Below are 17,087 nucleotides of genomic sequence, written 5' to 3'. Positions count from 1 at the left end.
AGGAGACCACTCGAATGACTGCTCGCCCCCTGCCCGCACGCTCCCGATCCATGGGGAGCGCACTGCGGGCTGCCGGCGCCCTGGTTCTGGCTCTGACGCTGGCATCGTGCAGCCTCCTTGGCGGCAACAATCCGGACACTGCGCCCGCCACCGGGAAGGCAGACCCCTCCATTGTGGCTTCCGCGCCCGCCGGGCTCGACTCCTACTACTCCCAGCAGGTGGTGTGGGAAGCCTGCGAGAACGGCTTCCAGTGCGCCAAGGTGACCGTGCCGATGGACTACGCGAAGCCTGACGGGGACAAGATCCAGCTCGCCGCCCTGCGGGCTCCGAGCACCGGCAAGAAGCAGGGGAGCCTGCTGGTCAACCCCGGCGGCCCGGGAGGCTCCGGCTACGACTTCGTCAAGGACGCCGCCGGCACGCACTTTTCGCAGTCCGTCCGCGCCAACTACGATCTGGTTGGCTTTGATCCCCGCGGCGTCAAACGCTCCGCCCCCGTGACGTGCATGACAGATGCGGAGCGGGATGCGGCGCGCGCCAAAATCTACGACCTCCAAACAGACTCCGGGCTGGCCACCGCGCTGGCGGACAACAAAGCCATCGCCGAACAGTGCGCGGCGCAGACCGGTCCCTCACTCGGGCATATCGACACCATCAGCGCCGCCAAGGACCTGGACATCCTGCGCGCCGTGGTGAACGACGCCAAGCTGAACTACCTGGGGTACTCCTACGGCACCTTCCTCGGTTCCACCTACGCCTCGCTGTTCCCGAACAACGTGGGCCGGATGGTCCTGGACGGCGCCCTTGATCCGTCCATCAGCAATGAGGAACTGACAATGGGCCAGGCCGTCGCCTTCGAGAAGGCCATCAGGTCCTACGTCGCCAACTGCCTCCAGAATGACGGCTGCCCCCTCAGCGGCACCGTGGACAGCGGTGTCCAGCAGATCCGCGGCATCATCAACTCCGTCCAGGAGACTCCGCGCCCGGCAAAGGACGGCCGCATGGTCAACGCCACGATGTTCGTCAGTGGCCTGATCACGCCTCTCTACAACGATCAGAGCTGGCCCGCCCTCACGCAGGCACTTGCGGCCGCTGCCACCGGTGACGTGAGCCTGATGCTCCGGCTGGCGGACCTCGGCGCCGACCGCGGCTCCAACGGAAAATACACCTCCAATTCCACCTTCGCCTTCAACGCCATCAACTGTCTGGACTACCCCATGGTCTCGGACACGGCCTCCATGCGCGCCGAAGAGCAGCGGCTGCGCCAGGCTTCACCCACCCTGGGCTACTACTTCGCCTACGGCGGCACCAACTGCGTTGACTGGCCTTATAAGAATGTGCGGACCCCGGCCCCGGTCGAGTACACGGGGCAGTCCCCCATCGTTGTCCTGGGGACCACCGGAGACCCCGCAACTCCGGTGGAATGGGCCGCATCGCTGCGTAAGCAGCTGGGAAACGCCTCACTGATGACGTGGCGGGGCGAGGGCCATACCGCCTACGGGCGGGCGAACAGCTGTCTTGAGGATGCGGTGGACAGCTACTTCGTGGACGGCAAGGTTCCGGCCGACAATACGGTGTGTTAGACCGTCTGTCGGGTCCCATTTTGACCCGGACGGCGGGACTCTATTACAGTTGACTCTTGCATGAACCGCCCGGTTAGCCGGGAGATTTCACGCGGTGCTTCCTTAGCTCAGTCGGTAGAGCGTTTCACTCGTAATGAAAAGGTCATCAGTTCGATTCTGATAGGAAGCTCGGGACAAACCCCCTAGAAATCAAGGTTTCTGGGGGGTTTTTCGCTGGCTTGTGGACAAGCGGGGAATCGTAGGGTTCCCCGCTTTTTCCGTTGATGCCCAACCTGTTCGTCATGTCCGCACGACGGTTGGGTGCAGCACGCATGAATAATTTGGGGGAATTATGAAATTGCTTTCGCACGCGGCCATCGCAGGCGCCCTGGCTGCAAGCCTTGTTGGCTGCACGTACTCGGGACCTCCTGCGGAGGCCGGGAGCCCACCACCGGCAAGTCCTTCGCCGTCCCATCCTGCTCCCCTGGCCGGCCCCCAATGGCTCGAAGGGCGCTTCCAGTCCCAAGCTGCCGTCACCAGAGGCGTGGCCACCATCCGCGTGACGGACACGGGAGCGGTGCTGGAGCTGAAGGAGTTTTCAACCGCTCCGGGTGTAGACCTCCGCATCATGCTGAGCCCGGGAACCTTGAGCCCCGGAGCCAACGGCGAGGCGGGACTGACCTCCGCCACGCTGATTGACCTGGCTCCGCTCAGCGACCAGCCCAGCCAACGGATCGACATGGACATCAAGATGTGGTCCGCCCTCCCGGCACCTGTCCGGAGCGTGGTTATTTACAACTATGCCGACCGGACCGCCCATGGCACTGCCAACCTGACCCCGGGGCACCCCTAACCGGACCACGCGACCCCCTCAGCGCCTACGCGAGGGAACGCGAATGACCTTAGGGCTTGGCTGCGGTGCGTAGGCGATGCGGCAGTGCCGTCGGCGCACCCCGGCGCTTCTGCCCCCTTCCTGACACCTCAGAGAATCTGGGTTGTCACGAAGCCGTAGACCGCGAAAATTAGTGCACCGCCTGAGATCACCAAAGCGATTGCCCCGGGCATTCGCCCACTCTTTTTCACCAGGGACGCGACGCCGAGGATGACCACGAGACAGGTCGCCGGCAGGTTGAAAGCGAGGAATATGCCGACCCACAGGAGCCCTGAGTCAACGCCGCCACCCGCGGCCCAGATAGCCCATAACAGTACCGACGCATCGACAATCAGGATGATGAGCGCAAGCAGCCCTGCGGAGACCGCCCGGCGTTCCGCATTGGCTCCTGGGCCGTGGTCTTCCCCGTGCTCACTTCCAGGCAGCGGTCCGGACATGGTTCGTTGCTCCGATGCTCGATGGGCGGTCCGCTGCCTGAACCGCTACGCCAAACAATAGCCCCAGAGGGTCATGCTGGGCAGCGGGTTCGAGGTCGGCTTTTCGAAATTTCCGCACGCACGCCTGACTGGCCGGGCTCATACTGGTGGCATGACCGATCGCGATGAATTCCTGGCGTGGGTTAAAACCGACCTTTACGAAGCGGAACTCGCGCTGCACAACGGCGATTCCGGCCCGCGACGCAGGCTTTGGTCACGGAACGAACCCGTGAGCGTGCTGGGGGCGTGGCGGAACGCTTATGGGCAGCGTGAACTGGACGAACTGTTTACTTCCCTCGAACAGAGCTTCTCGGCCTGCACCGCCTACGCCTTTGAGCTGCAGGCGTATGACGTGGCCGGCGACATGGCCTATACCGCAGGGCTCGAACACATCTCGGTCTCGGTCGACGGCGACCCGCGCACCTTCACGCTGCGGGCCACACAGGTCTACCGGCGCGAACACGGCGCGTGGAAAGTGGCCCACCGGCATGGCGACACCGTTGGTGGATGACGGGGATTTCGGGTGTTCCCACAGGCAAACACGAGTACCACCTACTCGTGTCTTCATCCTTGCGAGCCAGTAACGTCCATTACAGGTCCTGGGGGGTCGTTGTAGGCACTTCGACGCTCGGGGGAGTTATGGACACCAATGCTTTACCGCTACTGGATCGGGGAGTTCTGCAAAAGCTGCGGGACGGTCTCGACGACGAAGATGTCTGCAAGCACTTCGTCCTGAACTTCATTGCACTCTTGCCCGACCGGGCTGAAAAAGTCCGCCTCACGCTGACCACCGGTGATCTGAGGGGTGCTCTGGATGCCGTCCTCAGCCTCAAGTCGTCGAGCCAGATGGTGGGCGCGGAACGCCTCGCAGAGTTTGCGACCGACCTGGAGCACTGCCTCCGGGTTGATACCCGCCATGCCGAACCCGCGAGGCTGCTCCCGCAGTTGGCGGCTGCCAACATTTCACGGATCACCAAATGCGGCAGGCAGACTACAGACCTGCTGCAGAAATACGTCGCGTGAGCCGGGCCCGCCATGCATCCACTGACCTTGATTTGTATCGTCCTCGCAGCCGCCGTGCTGTGGGTGGTCATTATTTCGAGCATGCTTGGCCTGCTCGGCCGCGCTGAACGGAAGGCCGGACTCAGGGCCCCCCGCAGGAGCCCTCACGGCACCCGGCGACGGAGCACGCCCAGGGGTCCCCGGAGGCTGAGGGTGCACCGCCGGGGATCCAGACAGGTGCCTGCGCGGCCCTGAACAGTCGCACGGTCAGGCCGGGCGTGCGCGTACCCGGGACGCCCGCCTGCCCGCTTATGATTGCGTGCATGGATGACAAGGCGCTCAGTACCATCGCGCTGGAACTCTACGCCGTGCCATTTGATGAGTTCATGGCTGCCCGGACAGCTGCCGCCAAGGCCGCCACCGGTTCCGGGAAGGACCTCGCCGCCGCCGTTAAAGCCCTGCCCAAGCCCTCAGCGGCGGCCTGGGCCGTCAATATGATGGCGGTGCATGAGTCCGAAATACTCGCACAACTCGCTGACCTGGGCCGACGGATGCGTGCTGCACAGTCAGCCCTCGACGCCCGTGCCCTCCGTGAACTGGCGCGCGAGCGCCGCGCCCTCCTGGACACCGCCGTCGGCACCGCCCGTTCCGTCGCCGAGCGGAACGGGCGCGCCATCAGCACGGCAATCGCCAGCGACGTGGAACGGACCCTGGGCGCGCTGATCGCGGATGAAGGGGCAGCTGCCGCCGTTCAGAGCGGACTGCTGGTCCGGACGCTATCCGCGGACGGCGTGGACACGGTGGACCTCGAAGGCGCCGTGGCCGTGCCAGGGGCAGTTCCGGCACCGCGCGCCTCCCCTCCGCCGGTCCCGGAGCATGAACACAAACAACGCGCGACGGCGGCAGGCGCCGCTCGTGAGCCGTCGGAGCAGCCGCGCCTCAAGGCTGTCCGGGAGACTCCGCGGCGGACGTCGCCGTCCGCTTTGGAGAAGGCCAGGGCCGTCCTGGCAGACGCCGAGGCGGCCGAACAGGACGCCTCCGCAATGGCAACCGAACGCCGGGACCAGCTGGCGAAGACAGAGCAGAACGTGGCCGAACTGACCCGCGAAGCCCAGGACCTCCGGGCACGGCTGAAAGCCACCGAGGAACAGTTGGACAGCGCCCGGAAGGGACTGTCCTCTGCCGCAGCCGAAGCAAAACAGGCGGCCAGGGCGGCCGAAAAGGCACAGCGTTCAGCCATGCTCGCTCAGCAGCGGGTACTCCGGCTGTCAGCGCGGTAAGCAGCCGCCCAAATCATGGCGGGAGACAGATCCGACTTCATCACCTGCAACACGCCGCACTGCTGCCCGGTGATTGTCAGACCCCGGTTGCAGACTGGATTTATGGAAAACAACAACGCGGCCCCCGAATACCACGTCACCTACTTCGACGCCGATTGCGGCCGGATCCGCCATGAAAGCTTTGACTCGCTGGCGGACGCCGAGCGTTTCGCCAGCCGGCAGTGCGCAGGCGAGGAATCCTGGGCAGTCATCGACGAAGTTACTGCAGAGCCGGTGCGCATCGCCGCCTGAGGCTTCACCCCGCCGCAGCGGGGCAGGCCGCCCGCGCCACGTCAGCCGGACAGCGTCTCCGGGCGGCCCCCGGCGGTATCCTGCGCGAGCCGACGTTCGGCGTCGGCCACCTGCTCGAACACCGATTCCGCGCGGCGCCGCACCGACGCTGCATCCACCGGCACCGGCCCCACGGCGAGCCGCAGCATGGCGGCGGCTTCGGCAGTGGTAGCCAGCGAGTTGCCGGCCTTGGACAGCGAGCGGTGCACCCCGGCCAACGCTCCCGGAATGTCGAGCCCGTCGCTGGGTGACCGCCGCTGGGCCTCCACACAGACTGTACGAACCCGCTCCAGGAGCCCTGTCAGCTCATTGGCGATTTCCACCAGCTCGGCGTAAAGCTGATCGTCTTCCACGCCTTCAAGCACTTGGTGATACCGGTCCAGTCCCCGGTGGAACCGGTCGTGGGCGCGGCGCCATAAGCCCTTGCCCAGTTCGGCGTCGTCCTTGCGCCCTTGGCGGGCTGCAGTAAAGAATCCCACTTAAACCTAGAGGTACTGTCCGGGGCCGTGGTCCGGGTCTTCCGGGCGGCCGGGTGTGGGTGCGCCGGGACGCTGCCCGGCGGTGGCCCGCTGCGGTTCACCGTTCTCTCCGATGACCACTCCCGGAGCGATCATGGTGCCCGGCGGCAGCTGCTTGAGCTGCATCTGCGCGACGGCATGCTCCCGCGCCGCATGCTGGGCAGCGATGGCCGTCTGGATACCGTGGAAAAGACCCTCCAGCCACCCCACCAGCTGAGCCTGGGCGATCCGGAGCTCGGCGTCCGACGGTGTGGCATCCTCCGGGAACGGAAGGCTTATCCGTTCCAGTTCATCCACCAGTTCCGGGGCAAGCCCGTCCTCCAGCTCCTTGATGGACCGCTCATGAATCTCGGCCAGGCGTCCGCGGGCGGCCTCGTCCAGCGGCGCCGACTTAACTTCCTCCAGGAGCTGCCGGATCATGGTCCCGATCCGCATCACCTTGGCGGGCTCGTCCACCAGGTCCTGCAGGTTGCTGCCTTTTGGTTTGCCCGGGCCGCCGCCGGCAGCAGCCGGACCGGTTGGGACTGGCCCGGCAACCACCGGCTCGGCCGGGCCCCCGTCCTCGAGCATGGTGCCCTCCACGGGGATATCGTCAGGCTGAGTGTCTTTCGGATCGCTCATGCGTTCATACTCTCACGCGCCGGCGACGCCGGGTCCAGTCCATGACGCCGGACGGCACGTTCAGCAGCACCGCCCCTGGGGGTTGGAGTCCTGGCGGTCCGTATGGTCCCGCCAGAACTCCCGCTCCGTCATCGGCGGCTCCTGGTGCCCGGCCGCCTGCCAGTGCTCAAGGTACTTGGCATACGCATCCGCCCCCATAACGCCGCCCAAGTACCGGGCGAAGCCACGGAAGCCACTGGCAACAGCGGCCAGGCCGGCACTCATTAGTTGTGCCCAGCCCTTTCAAACCGCAGCTCGGCGGGCACCTTGTCCCATTCGGCCAGCAGTTCCTTTTCAGCCGGCGTGGGAACCAGCCCGGCAGGAGCGAAGACGCGGGACGGACGGGCCGGGTCCTCGTTGTCCTGGTTGGTGATCCCCGACTGCTGGTTCCGGAAGGCCTTGATGGTGGCCACAACCGCCATGGCGATCACAATGATGCTGAGCACCACGAAGATCACGGACAGCCAGCCCTGGATGGCTGTGTTGCGCACCACCGCTTCCATGGCGGCCACGCTCTTGGCCGTCCCGAACTCGGTCTTGCCGTCGGCAAGGGCCTTGCTGAACGCCGCATTGTTGGCAAAATAACCGACCGCCGGGGTGGACGAGAAGATCTTCTGGTAGCTGGCGGTGATGGTCACCACAGCCGCAAACGCCAGCGGCACCGCTACGATCCACAGGTACTTGAAGTTCCCCCGTTTGGCCACAATGGCCAGGCAGACGGAGAGCGCAATGGCGGCCAGCAACTGGTTGGCGATGCCGAACAGCGGGAACAGCGTATTGATGCCACCGAGCGGATCCGTCACACCCATCAGGAGCACCAGACCCCAGGCTGCCACCATAATGGCTGTGCACAGCCAGGCACCGGGGCGCCAGGAATGTTCCTTGAACTTCGGGGCAAAGTTACCGATGGAGTCCTGCAGCATAAAGCGCGCCACGCGCGTTCCGGCGTCGACTGCGGTCAGGATGAACAGCGCCTCGAACATGATGGCGAAGTGATACCAGAACGCCATCATTGCCGTACCGCCGACGAACTGCTGCATGATGTGGGCCAGGCCCACCGCGAGGGTGGGTGCGCCGCCGGTGCGGGACACGATGCTTTCCTCGCCCACGTTCTTCGCCGTCTCGGCAAGCAGCTCCGGGCCGATGTTCACGCCGGACAGCCCCAGGCTGTTGACCCAGGCGGCCGCGGTTTCCACCGTCCCGCCGGTGAGGGCGGCAGGCGAGTTCATGGCGAAATAGAGTCCGCGGTCAATGGAGATGGCCGCAACCAGGGCCATGATGGCCACGAAAGACTCCATGAGCATGCCGCCGTAGCCGATGTAGCGCGTCTGGCGTTCCTTCTCCACCAGCTTCGGTGTGGTGCCGGACGAGATCAGCGCATGGAACCCGGACAGGGCGCCACAGGCGATGGTCACAAACAGGAACGGGAACAGCGCGCCAGGGAAGACCGGCCCGTTGTCCCGGCTCGCGAATTCGCTGAAGGCCGGAACTGTGATCTCGGGGCGGACCACGATGATGGCCAGCGCGAGCATCACGATCACGCCGATCTTCATGAACGTGGAAAGGTAGTCACGCGGCGCCAGCAGCAGCCAGACCGGCAGGATGGCGGCGATGAAACCATAGACGATGAGACCCCAGGCGATGGTGACCTTGTCCAGGGTGAAGAATGCGGCACCCCATTCGGTGTTGGCCACCAGGCCGCCGCCGATGATGGCGGCCATCAGCAGCACGAAGCCGATCAGGGAGACTTCCATGATCTTGCCGGGGCGCAGGAAGCGGAGGTAAACACCCATGAACAGGGCGATCGGGATGGTCATGCCCACCGAGAAGACACCCCAGGGGCTTTCCGCCAGGGCGTTGACCACCACGAGGGCCAGGATGGCGACGATGATGACCATGATCAGGAGTGTGGCTATCAGTGCAGCCGTGCCGCCGATGACGCCGAGCTCTTCGCGCGCCATCTGGCCCAGGGAGCGGCCGCCGCGGCGCATCGAGAAGAACATCACCACGTAGTCCTGAACCGCTCCGGCGAGGACAACACCGATGATGATCCAGATGGTTCCGGGCAGGTAGCCCATCTGGGCGGCGAGGATCGGCCCCACCAGCGGACCCGCGCCGGCAATGGCGGCGAAGTGGTGTCCAAACAGGACGTTGCGGTCCGTCCGGACGTAGTCTTTCCCGTCGGCCTTGTACTCGGCCGGTGTGGCGCGGCGGTCATCGGGTTTGGTGATGTACCGCTCGATGACCTTGGAGTAGAAGCGGTAACCAATCAGGTACGTACAAACCGAGGCAAAAACGAACCAGATGGCGTTCACCGTCTCGCCCCGGATGATGGCCACCATAAACCAGGCCACACCGCCGAGCAGCGCGATGGCTGCCCAGAGGGCGATCTTGGCCGGCGTCCATTTGTTCTCTTCAGCCTCCCGCACAGCGTCATCCACTGCGGTGGGTGGCAGGTCCGGGCTGGCCGTCAGCGGACCGCCCCGTTTCGCTGAACCTGCCGGTTCCTCAGGCCTGTTGGCCATGTCTCCTCCTCGAGAATTCCTGCTTCGATCGGTTGCTCCAAGGCACCCTACCAATGCGGCCCAGCCGCAAACGCAGCCCTGCGCCAGCGGTCGGCGTCCATGCGGTGAACGGCAGGCTGGAGGCGCTCAGTGACGGACCTCGTGCCTCTTACCGTAGGCCCGCGCCGGCCTTTGGCAAAGACCCAACTCCATAACGGAGCGTGACGGCCACTTACCTCCGCTTTTCCGCTGAGAGCGGGTGAGCCTCTTCCGGCGTGACCCCGTTGGACGATTTGCGGGTACCCGCCTGGCCGGTCGCGCCCAGGGAGGCAGCCTGCGCCTGCTGCACCATCCTCGCTTCACACAGGTCCAGCCAGCGGACCTCCGCTTCAGTCTGGAAGATCAGCGAATCGAGCACCAGCAGCCAGGCGGTGTCCGCCGCCCGCTGAGTAGCGGCGGTGTCCCGCCGGGACTTGGTGTAGTCCTGGAGCGCGCGGATGGAGGCCACCCGCTGTGCCTGGATGATGGCCTGCACATCCACGCCGGGCAGGGTCACGGCGAGCGCGAGTTTGATGGCGAGCTCATTGCGCGGCGGGTTGGCGCGCTCCACGGGGGCGGCAAACCAGCCCTCCACCTCAGCCTTCCCTGCCGTAGTGATGCTGTAGACCACGTGGCCTTCGCCGTCGCCGCCGTCGTTGCTGACCAGCCCGTCGCGTTCCAAGCGGTCCAGGGTTGTGTAGACCTGCCCGATGTTCAGCGGCCAGGTGGCGCCGGTGCGGTTCTCGAACTCAACGCGGAGCTGGTAGCCATAGCGCGGCTGGTCCTGCAGCAGGGCGAGGAGGCTGTGGCGGATGGACACCCTTACATCACCAGCAGAATCTTGCCCACGTGATCGCCGCTGTCGAAATACCGGTGGGCTTCGCTGACCTGCTCGAGCGGGAAGGTCTTAGCCACCAACGGGCGGATCCTGCCGTCAGCAATCAGCGGCCAGACCGATTCGCGCACCGCACTCATGATGGCGCCCTTCTCCTCGACCGGGCGCGGCCGCAGGGCCGTGGCCACCACGGCGGCGCGCTTGCGCAGGAGCTGGCCGAGATCCAGCTCCCCCTTGGCCCCGCCCTGCAGTCCAATCACCACCAACCGGCCGTAATCGGCGAGCGCATCAACGTTTTGCGCCAGGTACTTGGCCCCTACGACGTCGAGGATGACGTCGGCTCCCTTGCCGTCGTTCTGACGGCGCAGGCTGTCCGGAAAGTCTTCCTCTTTGTAATTGATGGCAATGTCCGCGCCCAGGAAAGCCTTGGCCGTGCCCACTTTCTCGTCTGTCCCTGCTGTGGTGGCCACCTTGGCGCCGAAGGCCTTGGCCAGCTGGATGGCCATGGTGCCGATGCCCCCGGTGGCGCCGTGGATCAGGACGGTCTCGCCCGGCTGCAGCTGGGCCGTCATGATCAGGTTCGAATACACCGTGGCCGTCACCTCCGGCAAGGACGCGGCAGTGACCAGGTCAACGCCGTCGGGAATCCTCAGTACCTGCTCGGCGGGCACGGCAACCTTTTCCGCGTAACCCCCGCCGGCCAGCAGGGCCACAACCTTGTCTCCCACCGAGAAGGCCTTGGCGACGCCGGGCCCGAAGCCCGCGATCCTGCCCGAAACCTCGAGCCCGGGGATCTCCGATGCGCCGGGCGGCGGCGGATAAAAGCCCCGCCGCTGCTGCACGTCTGCGCGGTTCAGGCCCGCAGCGACGACGTCGATCAACACTTCGCCCTGCCCGGGGACCGGATCGCTAACTTGGCGGACTTCCAGCACCTCCGGGCCACCCGGTTCGGCGATGTAGACGGCTTTCATGGCAACTCCCGTTTTCTAGCTAATTCGTGCCCCGGAAACCAGTCTGCACCGGAGGCGCGGCAGACTCTGTTTTGTTGCAGCCAACTGCCTATGAAACACTACTCGTTAGGGAAGGTTGTCCGAGCGGCCGAAGGAGCTAGTCTTGAAAACTAGTGTGCGGTAACCCCGTACCAAGAGTTCGAATCTCTTACCTTCCGCGACAGGAACCCCGGTCCGCCAGCAATGGCGGACCGGGGTTCCGTCGTTTCCGGGGCTAATGCAGCGGTCAACGGGCCATTGAAACTGTCAGGGCCCCCGCATAGGGTCATTCGTGTCGCCACCCCTTCAACGAAAGAGTCCACTATGCCTGCACCTGAGAGCACACCCGGCGCGCCCTGCTGGATTGACCTGATGACGTCGGATATCGCCAAGGCGCGCCACTTCTACGGTGAGCTCTTCGGCTGGGAGTACCAGGCCGGAGACGAGGAAAAGTACGGCGGTTACACCACCGCCCGGAAGAACGGCAAAATGGTGGCCGGCCTCATGCAGAAGGATGCGGAACAGGCTGGCATGCCGGATATGTGGTCCACCTATCTCCGGTCGGACGACGCGGCGGCCACCGCCGAAGCAGTGACAGCCAACGGGGGCCAGGTTTTCATGCCGCCCATGGATGTCCCGGAACAGGGGCACATGGCAGTCTTCGGCGACGCCTCGGGCGCGGCCGTGGGCGTGTGGCAGCCCCGTGAAATGCGGGGGTATGAACTGGTTGCCGAGCCCGGTGCGGCCGCGTGGCATGAACTTCACACCAAGGACTACGACGCCGCCGTCAGGTTTTACCAAAACGTCTTCAATTGGGATACGGACGTCATGAGTGACACTCCGGAATTCCGCTACACCACCCTGGGCGCCGGAGATTCCGCCAAGGCAGGAATCATGGACGCGTCCGCCTACCTGCCGGCCGAGGTTCCCTCGAACTGGCAGGTCTACTTCAATGTGGAAGACACCGACGCCTCGATCGAAAAGGCCGTGTCCATGGGCGGCACCGTCCTCGACGGCCCCCAGGACTCTCCTTTCGGACGCGTGGCCATGCTGGCGGACCCCACCGGAGCAATCTTCAAAATCATTGCGTAAGTAAATTCCTTCGAAAAAATACCGGCCGGCAGCTTCCCTTAAAGCTACCGGCCGGTATTCTTTTGTGATGGCCGACACCTGAGGGGGCTCGGCCACCTTTCAACACTGCAACCCCACGCCGCAAGCAGCGCTACACAGGGAATCAACCCTGCGTTCATTTAGTGCTGATTTGCTGTGCCGGAACCCACTTGACCAGGAGCGGAGTCCGGCTTCCTGCCTCTGGGCACAACCCGGGAGCGTTCCATCGGGTCCCCAATCCGGGACACCCCTATGAAAGTTAGAGCGGATGCAAAACACACCTTGGAAATTAGCGCTGGGCACCGCGCTGTCTGTGGGGCTCATCGCAGCTCCGCTGGCAGCGGTGCCTGCCGCCGCAGCGGAGGTCTCACCAGCTGCCGGCACCTCACCCGTTGTGATCAGCGAGGCCTATCTCAGCGGCGGCAGCGCCGGAGCGGCCTACAAGAACAAGTTCGTGGAACTGTACAACACCTCGGATGCCCCGGTCCCGCTTGACGGCTGGTCCGTCCAGTACCGTGCCGCCCCCGGCACGGCCGCTCCCACGGGTGTCGCCCCGCTGGCCGGCTCCATTCCGGCCAAGGGCCACTTCCTGGTGAAGGGCAGCACCAACAACAGCACCTCAACGGCGCCGGACCTGCCGGCCGCCGACGTCGATGCCGGAAACTTCAACCCCTCAGGCGCCAGCGGAACCATCGTCCTGGCCAAGCAGGCTACGGCCCTGACCGGCCTCGCCACCGGCTCCGTCATCGAGACGGCAGGCGTCGCAGACCTGCTGGGGTACGGCGCGTCAAACACGTTCGAAACCAAGGCCGCCACGGCACCGGCGGGCAACACGGACGTCAAGAGCCTGAACCGCACCGGCTTCGCGGACAGCAACAACAACTCCGCCGACTTCACGCTCAGCGCAACCATCACTCCCCAGGGCGCCGGCACGGCGAATCCGCCAGTGGACCCGCCGGTCGATCCCCCCGTGGACCCGGGCACCCCGGTCCTGAAGACCATCGCAGAAATCCAGGGCACCGGCGTCGAAAGCCCGCTGACCGGGGCTACTGTCACCACCCAGGGGAAGGTCACCGCAGTCTTCCCCACCGGCGGACTGAACGGCTACTACCTCCAGACCGCGGGCACCGGCGGTGACCTGACGGCCACCAATCACGCTGCCTCCGACGGCATCTTTGTGTACTCCCCCGCCACCGCGGCTGCAGTCCAGACCGGAGACTACGTTCAGGTCACCGGAGTCGTCAGCGAGTACTTCGGCATGACACAGCTCAACGTCAACGCTGCTGCTGGCCTCACCAAGCTCGCTGAGGCTGCCCCCGAGGTCAAGCCCACCACGTTCACGCTGCCGGCCAACGAGACCTTCCGGGAATCCCTCGAAGGAATGCTGCTGGCACCCCAGGGACCGCTCACTGTCACGGACAACTACAGCCTGAACCAGTACGGTGAGATCGGCCTGGCCGGCGGGACCACTCCCCTGGTCCAGCCCACCGCCGTCGCGCCCTTCGGTTCGGCGGAATACAACGCCGCGGTGGCGGACAACGCCGCCCGCGGCATCAAGCTCGACGACGGCTCCAGCACGAACTTCCTCAAGGACGCCAGCACCAAGGCGCAGGTTCTCCCGTACCTGACGGCCACGGACCCCGTCCGCGTCGGCTCCCCCGCGACGTTCACCACCAACGTGGTGCTCGGCTACACAAACAACTCCTGGAAATTCCAGCCTCTGACCCACCTCACCGAGGCCAATAAGGACACTGTCCAGCCGGCCACGTTCGGCGCCACGCGCTCCGAAGCTCCGGCCACCGTGGGCGGCAACCTGAAGATCGCCTCCTTCAACGTGCTGAACTACTTCCCCACCACCGGCGACACGATCGCCGGCTGCAAGTTCTACACCGACCGGGCGGGCAACCCGATCACCGTCAGCGGCGGCTGCGACGTCCGCGGTGCCGCCAACGCCGAGAACTTCAAACGCCAGCAGGACAAGATCGTTGCCGCCATCTCGAAGTCCGGTGCCGACGTCGTCTCCCTGATGGAAGTCGAAAACTCGGCTCAGTTCGGCAAGAACCGGGACGATGCCCTCGCCAAACTGGTGGACGCCCTGAACATTGAAACCCCCGGCATCTGGGACTACGTGCGCACACCCGCGAACGCTCCCCCGCTGGCCGATGAGGACATGATCCGTACCGCCTTCATCTTCAAGAAAGCCAGTGCAGAGCCGGTGGGCGAGTCAATCATCCTCAACGACACCACCGCCTTCGCCAATGCCCGCAAGCCGCTCGCCCAGGTCTTCAAGCCCGTCGGTGCTGCCGAGGACAAGAAGTTCATCGCCATCGCCAACCACTTCAAATCCAAGGGCTCCGCAGCCACCCCGGAGGACACGGACAAAGGCCAGGGCGCCTCAAACCTGGCCCGAACTGCCCAGGCGCAGTCCCTGCTGGCCTTCTCGGACGAACTGCAGAAGTCCAAGGGCACCAACAAGGTCTTCCTGATCGGCGACTTCAACTCCTACGCCCACGAAGACCCGATGAACGTGTTCCGATCCGCCGGGTACGTCAACCAGGACGAGAAAGCCAAAAACGCCGACGGATCCGCGAAGCACTCCTACCTCTTCGGCGGCCTGGTGGGTTCCCTGGACCACATCGTCGCCTCACCGGCGGCCAACGCCGTTGTCACGGGCGCGGACATCTGGAACATCAACTCCGTTGAATCCGTGGCGCTCGAGTACAGCCGGTACAACAACAACGTCACCAACTACTACGCGCCGGACCAGTTCCGCGCCAGCGACCACGACCCCGTGGTGGTGGGCCTGGATCTTCCCGCCACACCCGCCAGCGTTGACCTGAACTTCCTGGGCATCAACGACTTCCACGGACGCATCGACTCGAACACCGTTCAGTTCGCCGGGACCATCGAGCAGCTGCGCGCCAAGGCTTCCCCGGGTGCAACTGCCCTGCTGTCCGCAGGGGATAACATCGGCGCCTCGCTGTTCGCCTCGGCCGTCGCCAAGGACCAGCCCACCATCGACGTCCTCAACGCCCTGGAACTGAAAGCCTCCGCCGTGGGCAACCACGAGTTCGACGGCGGCTGGGCAGACCTGCGCGACCGCGTCATCGCGGGCGGCAGCAACGCCGCGTTCCCGTACCTGGGTGCGAACGTATACAAGAAGGGCACCACCGAGCCGGCCCTGCCCGAGTTTACGGTTCTGGACATGAACGGCGTGAAGGTGGCCGTCATCGGCACCGTCACCCAGGAAGTCCCCTCCCTGGTAAGCCCCGGCGGCATCGCAGACCTGGACTTTGGTGACCCGGTGGAGGCCATCAACCGGGCAGCAGCAAAAATCACGGCGGAGAACCTCGCCGACGTGATCATCGCTGAAAACCACGACGGCGCCGGATCCGGTACCCCCGACGGCGCCACCCTGGAGCAGGAACTCGCAGCCGGCGGCCCGTTCGCCAAGCTCGTCAACGAAACCTCCGCAGACGTGGACGCCATCTTCACGGGCCACACGCACAAGGAATACGCCTGGGACGCCCCGGTTCCGGGCCAGGCAGGCAAGACCCGCCCGGTTGTCCAGACCGGAAACTACGGCGAGAACATCGGCCAGATCCAGTTGACCGTGGACACTGCCACCAAGAACGTCACCGCGTACAAGGCCGGCAACGTCAAGCGCACCACAGCGTTGGCCTCCGACCTGGTGAAGGAGTACCCGCGGGTCGCGGCTGTTGATGCGATCGTCAAGAAGGCCCTCGCCGCCGCGGCCGAGGTCGGCAACCAGCCCATCGGTTCGGTAACCAAGGACATCACCACGGCGTTCTCGCCGGATCCCGCCGGCGGTCCGGCCAAGCGCGATGACCGCGGCAGCGAATCCACGCTGGGCAACCTCGTGGCGGACTCGCTGGTGGATGCACTCAAGGACACGAACCTCGGGGGCGCAGAAATCGGCGTCGTCAACGCCGGCGGCCTCCGCAACGAGCTGTACTACGCACCGGACGGCACCATCACCTACGCCGAGGCGAATGCAGTACTGCCGTTCGTGAACAACCTGTGGACCACGTCCCTGACCGGCGCGCAGTTCAAGGTCCTGCTGGAGCAGCAGTGGCAGACCAACGCCGACGGCACGGTTCCCAGCCGCGCCTACCTGCAGCTGGGCCTGTCCAAGAACGTCAACTACACCTACGACGCTTCCCGTGCCGCCGGTGACCGGATCACCTCGATCCGGGTGGGCGACGCCCTGATCGATCCCGCGAAGTCCTACCGTGTGGGAACGTTCAGCTTCCTGGCCCAGGGCGGTGACAACTTTCGGATTTTCAAGGAAGGCGCCACCACCAAAGACTCCGGCCTGATCGACCGCGACGCGTGGATCAAGTACCTGCAGGCGCAAAGCCCGGTTTCGCCGGACTTCGCCCGCCGCTCCGTCGCCGTGGTCAACACCACGGCCGCCGAGGTCAAGGCCGGGGACGCCATCACCCTGGCGGTATCCAAGCTGGACCTGACGTCGCTGGGCAGCCCGGTCAACACCTCGCTGCGCGCGGAGTTCACCGACGCCGCAGGCACCGTAACCCTGCTCGGCAGCGTGCCGGTCACTGCGGGCGCGGCCACGGTGGACCTTCAGGTGCCGGCAGGAGCGGCCGCGGGAACGGGCACCCTGGTGCTCACCGCCGTCGAGTCCGGCACCGTGGTCAGGACTGACGTCAAGGTGGCGGCCAGTGTCCCGGCCCAGCCGGTCTGCACGGCACCGGTCAAGCCCGCACGCCCCGGCGACCTCGTTGGCCAGGTCAACTACGGCAGCGCCATGGCCGCCTATCGCCACTGCCTGAACGGCGCGAAGGGCTAGCTCCTTCGCATTAGGCCAACGCGGGGTCACTTCGCGCCCAATCCGGAGAGGATTTCGGGCGT

At 65.3% G+C, this 17,087-nt stretch carries 15 protein-coding genes and 2 tRNA genes; 10 read left to right on the top strand and 7 right to left on the bottom strand.

The features are described from left to right. The first annotated feature begins 14 nt into the window (after positions 1-14). From PY310_RS12670 to PY310_RS12660, 3 genes are all read left to right on the top strand, one after another. Positions 15-1,580 (top strand): alpha/beta hydrolase, encoded by a 1,566-nt coding sequence (locus PY310_RS12670; RefSeq protein WP_275214753.1) that lies wholly within the window; start codon positions 15-17, stop codon positions 1,578-1,580. A gap of 96 nt (positions 1,581-1,676) precedes the next feature. Beyond that, positions 1,677-1,749 (top strand) — tRNA-Thr (locus tag PY310_RS12665). Between the two features lie 162 nt (positions 1,750-1,911). Next, positions 1,912-2,412 carry a hypothetical protein gene (locus tag PY310_RS12660; protein WP_275214752.1) on the top strand — a complete coding sequence of 167 codons (501 nt, stop codon included), beginning with the start codon at positions 1,912-1,914 and terminating at the stop codon, positions 2,410-2,412. A 128-nt stretch (positions 2,413-2,540) separates the two neighbouring features. Here PY310_RS12660 and PY310_RS12655 read toward each other — a convergent pair whose 3' ends face one another. Beyond that, a complete protein-coding gene (locus PY310_RS12655; RefSeq protein ID WP_275214751.1) occupies positions 2,541-2,888 on the bottom strand; it encodes a hypothetical protein in 348 nt (115 codons plus the stop codon). Positions 2,889-3,039: 151 nt separating this feature from the next. On the opposite strand from PY310_RS12655, the gene PY310_RS12650 reads away from it, so the two are divergent. The 4 genes from PY310_RS12650 (at position 3,040) to PY310_RS12635 (ending at position 5,500) form a co-directional block, all read left to right on the top strand. Continuing rightward, a complete protein-coding gene (locus tag PY310_RS12650; protein ID WP_275214750.1) occupies positions 3,040-3,438 on the top strand; it encodes a nuclear transport factor 2 family protein in 399 nt (132 codons plus the stop codon). A 128-nt stretch (positions 3,439-3,566) separates the two neighbouring features. Beyond that, positions 3,567-3,950 carry an Hpt domain-containing protein gene (locus tag PY310_RS12645; RefSeq protein ID WP_275214749.1) on the top strand — a complete coding sequence of 128 codons (384 nt, stop codon included), beginning with the start codon at positions 3,567-3,569 and terminating at the stop codon, positions 3,948-3,950. 302 nt (positions 3,951-4,252) lie between these two features. After that, entirely contained in the window at positions 4,253-5,209 is a 957-nt protein-coding gene (locus tag PY310_RS12640) for a dihydrolipoyllysine-residue succinyltransferase component of 2-oxoglutarate dehydrogenase complex (RefSeq protein ID WP_275214748.1), read from the top strand. A 102-nt stretch (positions 5,210-5,311) separates the two neighbouring features. After that, the gene (locus tag PY310_RS12635) at positions 5,312-5,500 is read left to right on the top strand and encodes a hypothetical protein (protein ID WP_275214747.1); all 189 of its coding nucleotides are present in this window, start codon (positions 5,312-5,314) and stop codon (positions 5,498-5,500) included. Between the two features lie 41 nt (positions 5,501-5,541). On the opposite strand, the gene PY310_RS12630 is transcribed toward PY310_RS12635, so the two are convergent. The 6 genes from PY310_RS12630 to PY310_RS12605 form a co-directional block, all read right to left on the bottom strand. Further along, positions 5,542-6,018: a hypothetical protein gene (locus PY310_RS12630; protein WP_275214745.1), complete on the bottom strand. Its 477-nt coding sequence runs from the start codon at positions 6,016-6,018 to the stop codon at positions 5,542-5,544. A gap of 6 nt (positions 6,019-6,024) precedes the next feature. After that, positions 6,025-6,678 carry a bacterial proteasome activator family protein gene (locus PY310_RS12625; protein ID WP_275214743.1) on the bottom strand — a complete coding sequence of 218 codons (654 nt, stop codon included), beginning with the start codon at positions 6,676-6,678 and terminating at the stop codon, positions 6,025-6,027. 60 nt (positions 6,679-6,738) lie between these two features. After that, positions 6,739-6,942 carry a YbdD/YjiX family protein gene (locus PY310_RS12620; protein ID WP_275214742.1) on the bottom strand — a complete coding sequence of 68 codons (204 nt, stop codon included), beginning with the start codon at positions 6,940-6,942 and terminating at the stop codon, positions 6,739-6,741. Next, the gene (locus PY310_RS12615; protein WP_275214741.1) at positions 6,942-9,242 is read right to left on the bottom strand and encodes a carbon starvation CstA family protein; all 2,301 of its coding nucleotides are present in this window, start codon (positions 9,240-9,242) and stop codon (positions 6,942-6,944) included. The genes PY310_RS12620 and PY310_RS12615 overlap by 1 nt, the downstream gene beginning before the upstream one ends. Before the next feature lie 211 nt (positions 9,243-9,453). Beyond that, positions 9,454-10,080: a PadR family transcriptional regulator gene (locus tag PY310_RS12610; protein WP_275214740.1), complete on the bottom strand. Its 627-nt coding sequence runs from the start codon at positions 10,078-10,080 to the stop codon at positions 9,454-9,456. Between the two features lie 2 nt (positions 10,081-10,082). Beyond that, positions 10,083-11,066 (bottom strand): NAD(P)H-quinone oxidoreductase, encoded by a 984-nt coding sequence (locus tag PY310_RS12605; RefSeq protein ID WP_275214739.1) that lies wholly within the window; start codon positions 11,064-11,066, stop codon positions 10,083-10,085. A gap of 109 nt (positions 11,067-11,175) precedes the next feature. Between PY310_RS12605 and PY310_RS12600 the strand changes: the two genes are divergently transcribed. The 3 genes from PY310_RS12600 to PY310_RS12590 all read left to right on the top strand — a co-directional run bounded on the left by PY310_RS12600 (position 11,176) and on the right by PY310_RS12590 (position 17,025). Then, positions 11,176-11,263 (top strand) — tRNA-Ser (locus tag PY310_RS12600). 145 nt (positions 11,264-11,408) lie between these two features. Next, positions 11,409-12,176 (top strand): VOC family protein, encoded by a 768-nt coding sequence (locus PY310_RS12595; RefSeq protein WP_275214738.1) that lies wholly within the window; start codon positions 11,409-11,411, stop codon positions 12,174-12,176. 286 nt (positions 12,177-12,462) lie between these two features. Then, entirely contained in the window at positions 12,463-17,025 is a 4,563-nt protein-coding gene (locus PY310_RS12590; protein WP_275214737.1) for an ExeM/NucH family extracellular endonuclease, read from the top strand. Positions 17,026-17,087 lie beyond the last annotated feature (62 nt).

The organism is Pseudarthrobacter naphthalenicus, assembly GCF_029076445.1.
Lineage (GTDB): Bacteria > Actinomycetota > Actinomycetes > Actinomycetales > Micrococcaceae > Arthrobacter > Arthrobacter naphthalenicus.
This window is presented reverse-complemented; position numbering and strand designations above follow the sequence as displayed.

Coding starts and splice junctions, on each gene's coding strand:
- PY310_RS12670 (WP_275214753.1), top strand. CDS start 15: ATGACTGCTCGCCCCCTGCCCGCACGCTCCCGATCCATGGGGAGCGCA.
- PY310_RS12660 (WP_275214752.1), top strand. CDS start 1,912: ATGAAATTGCTTTCGCACGCGGCCATCGCAGGCGCCCTGGCTGCAAGC.
- PY310_RS12655 (WP_275214751.1), bottom strand. CDS start 2,888: ATGTCCGGACCGCTGCCTGGAAGTGAGCACGGGGAAGACCACGGCCCA.
- PY310_RS12650 (WP_275214750.1), top strand. CDS start 3,040: ATGACCGATCGCGATGAATTCCTGGCGTGGGTTAAAACCGACCTTTAC.
- PY310_RS12645 (WP_275214749.1), top strand. CDS start 3,567: ATGGACACCAATGCTTTACCGCTACTGGATCGGGGAGTTCTGCAAAAG.
- PY310_RS12640 (WP_275214748.1), top strand. CDS start 4,253: ATGGATGACAAGGCGCTCAGTACCATCGCGCTGGAACTCTACGCCGTG.
- PY310_RS12635 (WP_275214747.1), top strand. CDS start 5,312: ATGGAAAACAACAACGCGGCCCCCGAATACCACGTCACCTACTTCGAC.
- PY310_RS12625 (WP_275214743.1), bottom strand. CDS start 6,678: ATGAGCGATCCGAAAGACACTCAGCCTGACGATATCCCCGTGGAGGGC.
- PY310_RS12620 (WP_275214742.1), bottom strand. CDS start 6,942: ATGAGTGCCGGCCTGGCCGCTGTTGCCAGTGGCTTCCGTGGCTTCGCC.
- PY310_RS12615 (WP_275214741.1), bottom strand. CDS start 9,242: ATGGCCAACAGGCCTGAGGAACCGGCAGGTTCAGCGAAACGGGGCGGT.
- PY310_RS12605 (WP_275214739.1), bottom strand. CDS start 11,066: ATGAAAGCCGTCTACATCGCCGAACCGGGTGGCCCGGAGGTGCTGGAA.
- PY310_RS12595 (WP_275214738.1), top strand. CDS start 11,409: ATGCCTGCACCTGAGAGCACACCCGGCGCGCCCTGCTGGATTGACCTG.
- PY310_RS12590 (WP_275214737.1), top strand. CDS start 12,463: ATGCAAAACACACCTTGGAAATTAGCGCTGGGCACCGCGCTGTCTGTG.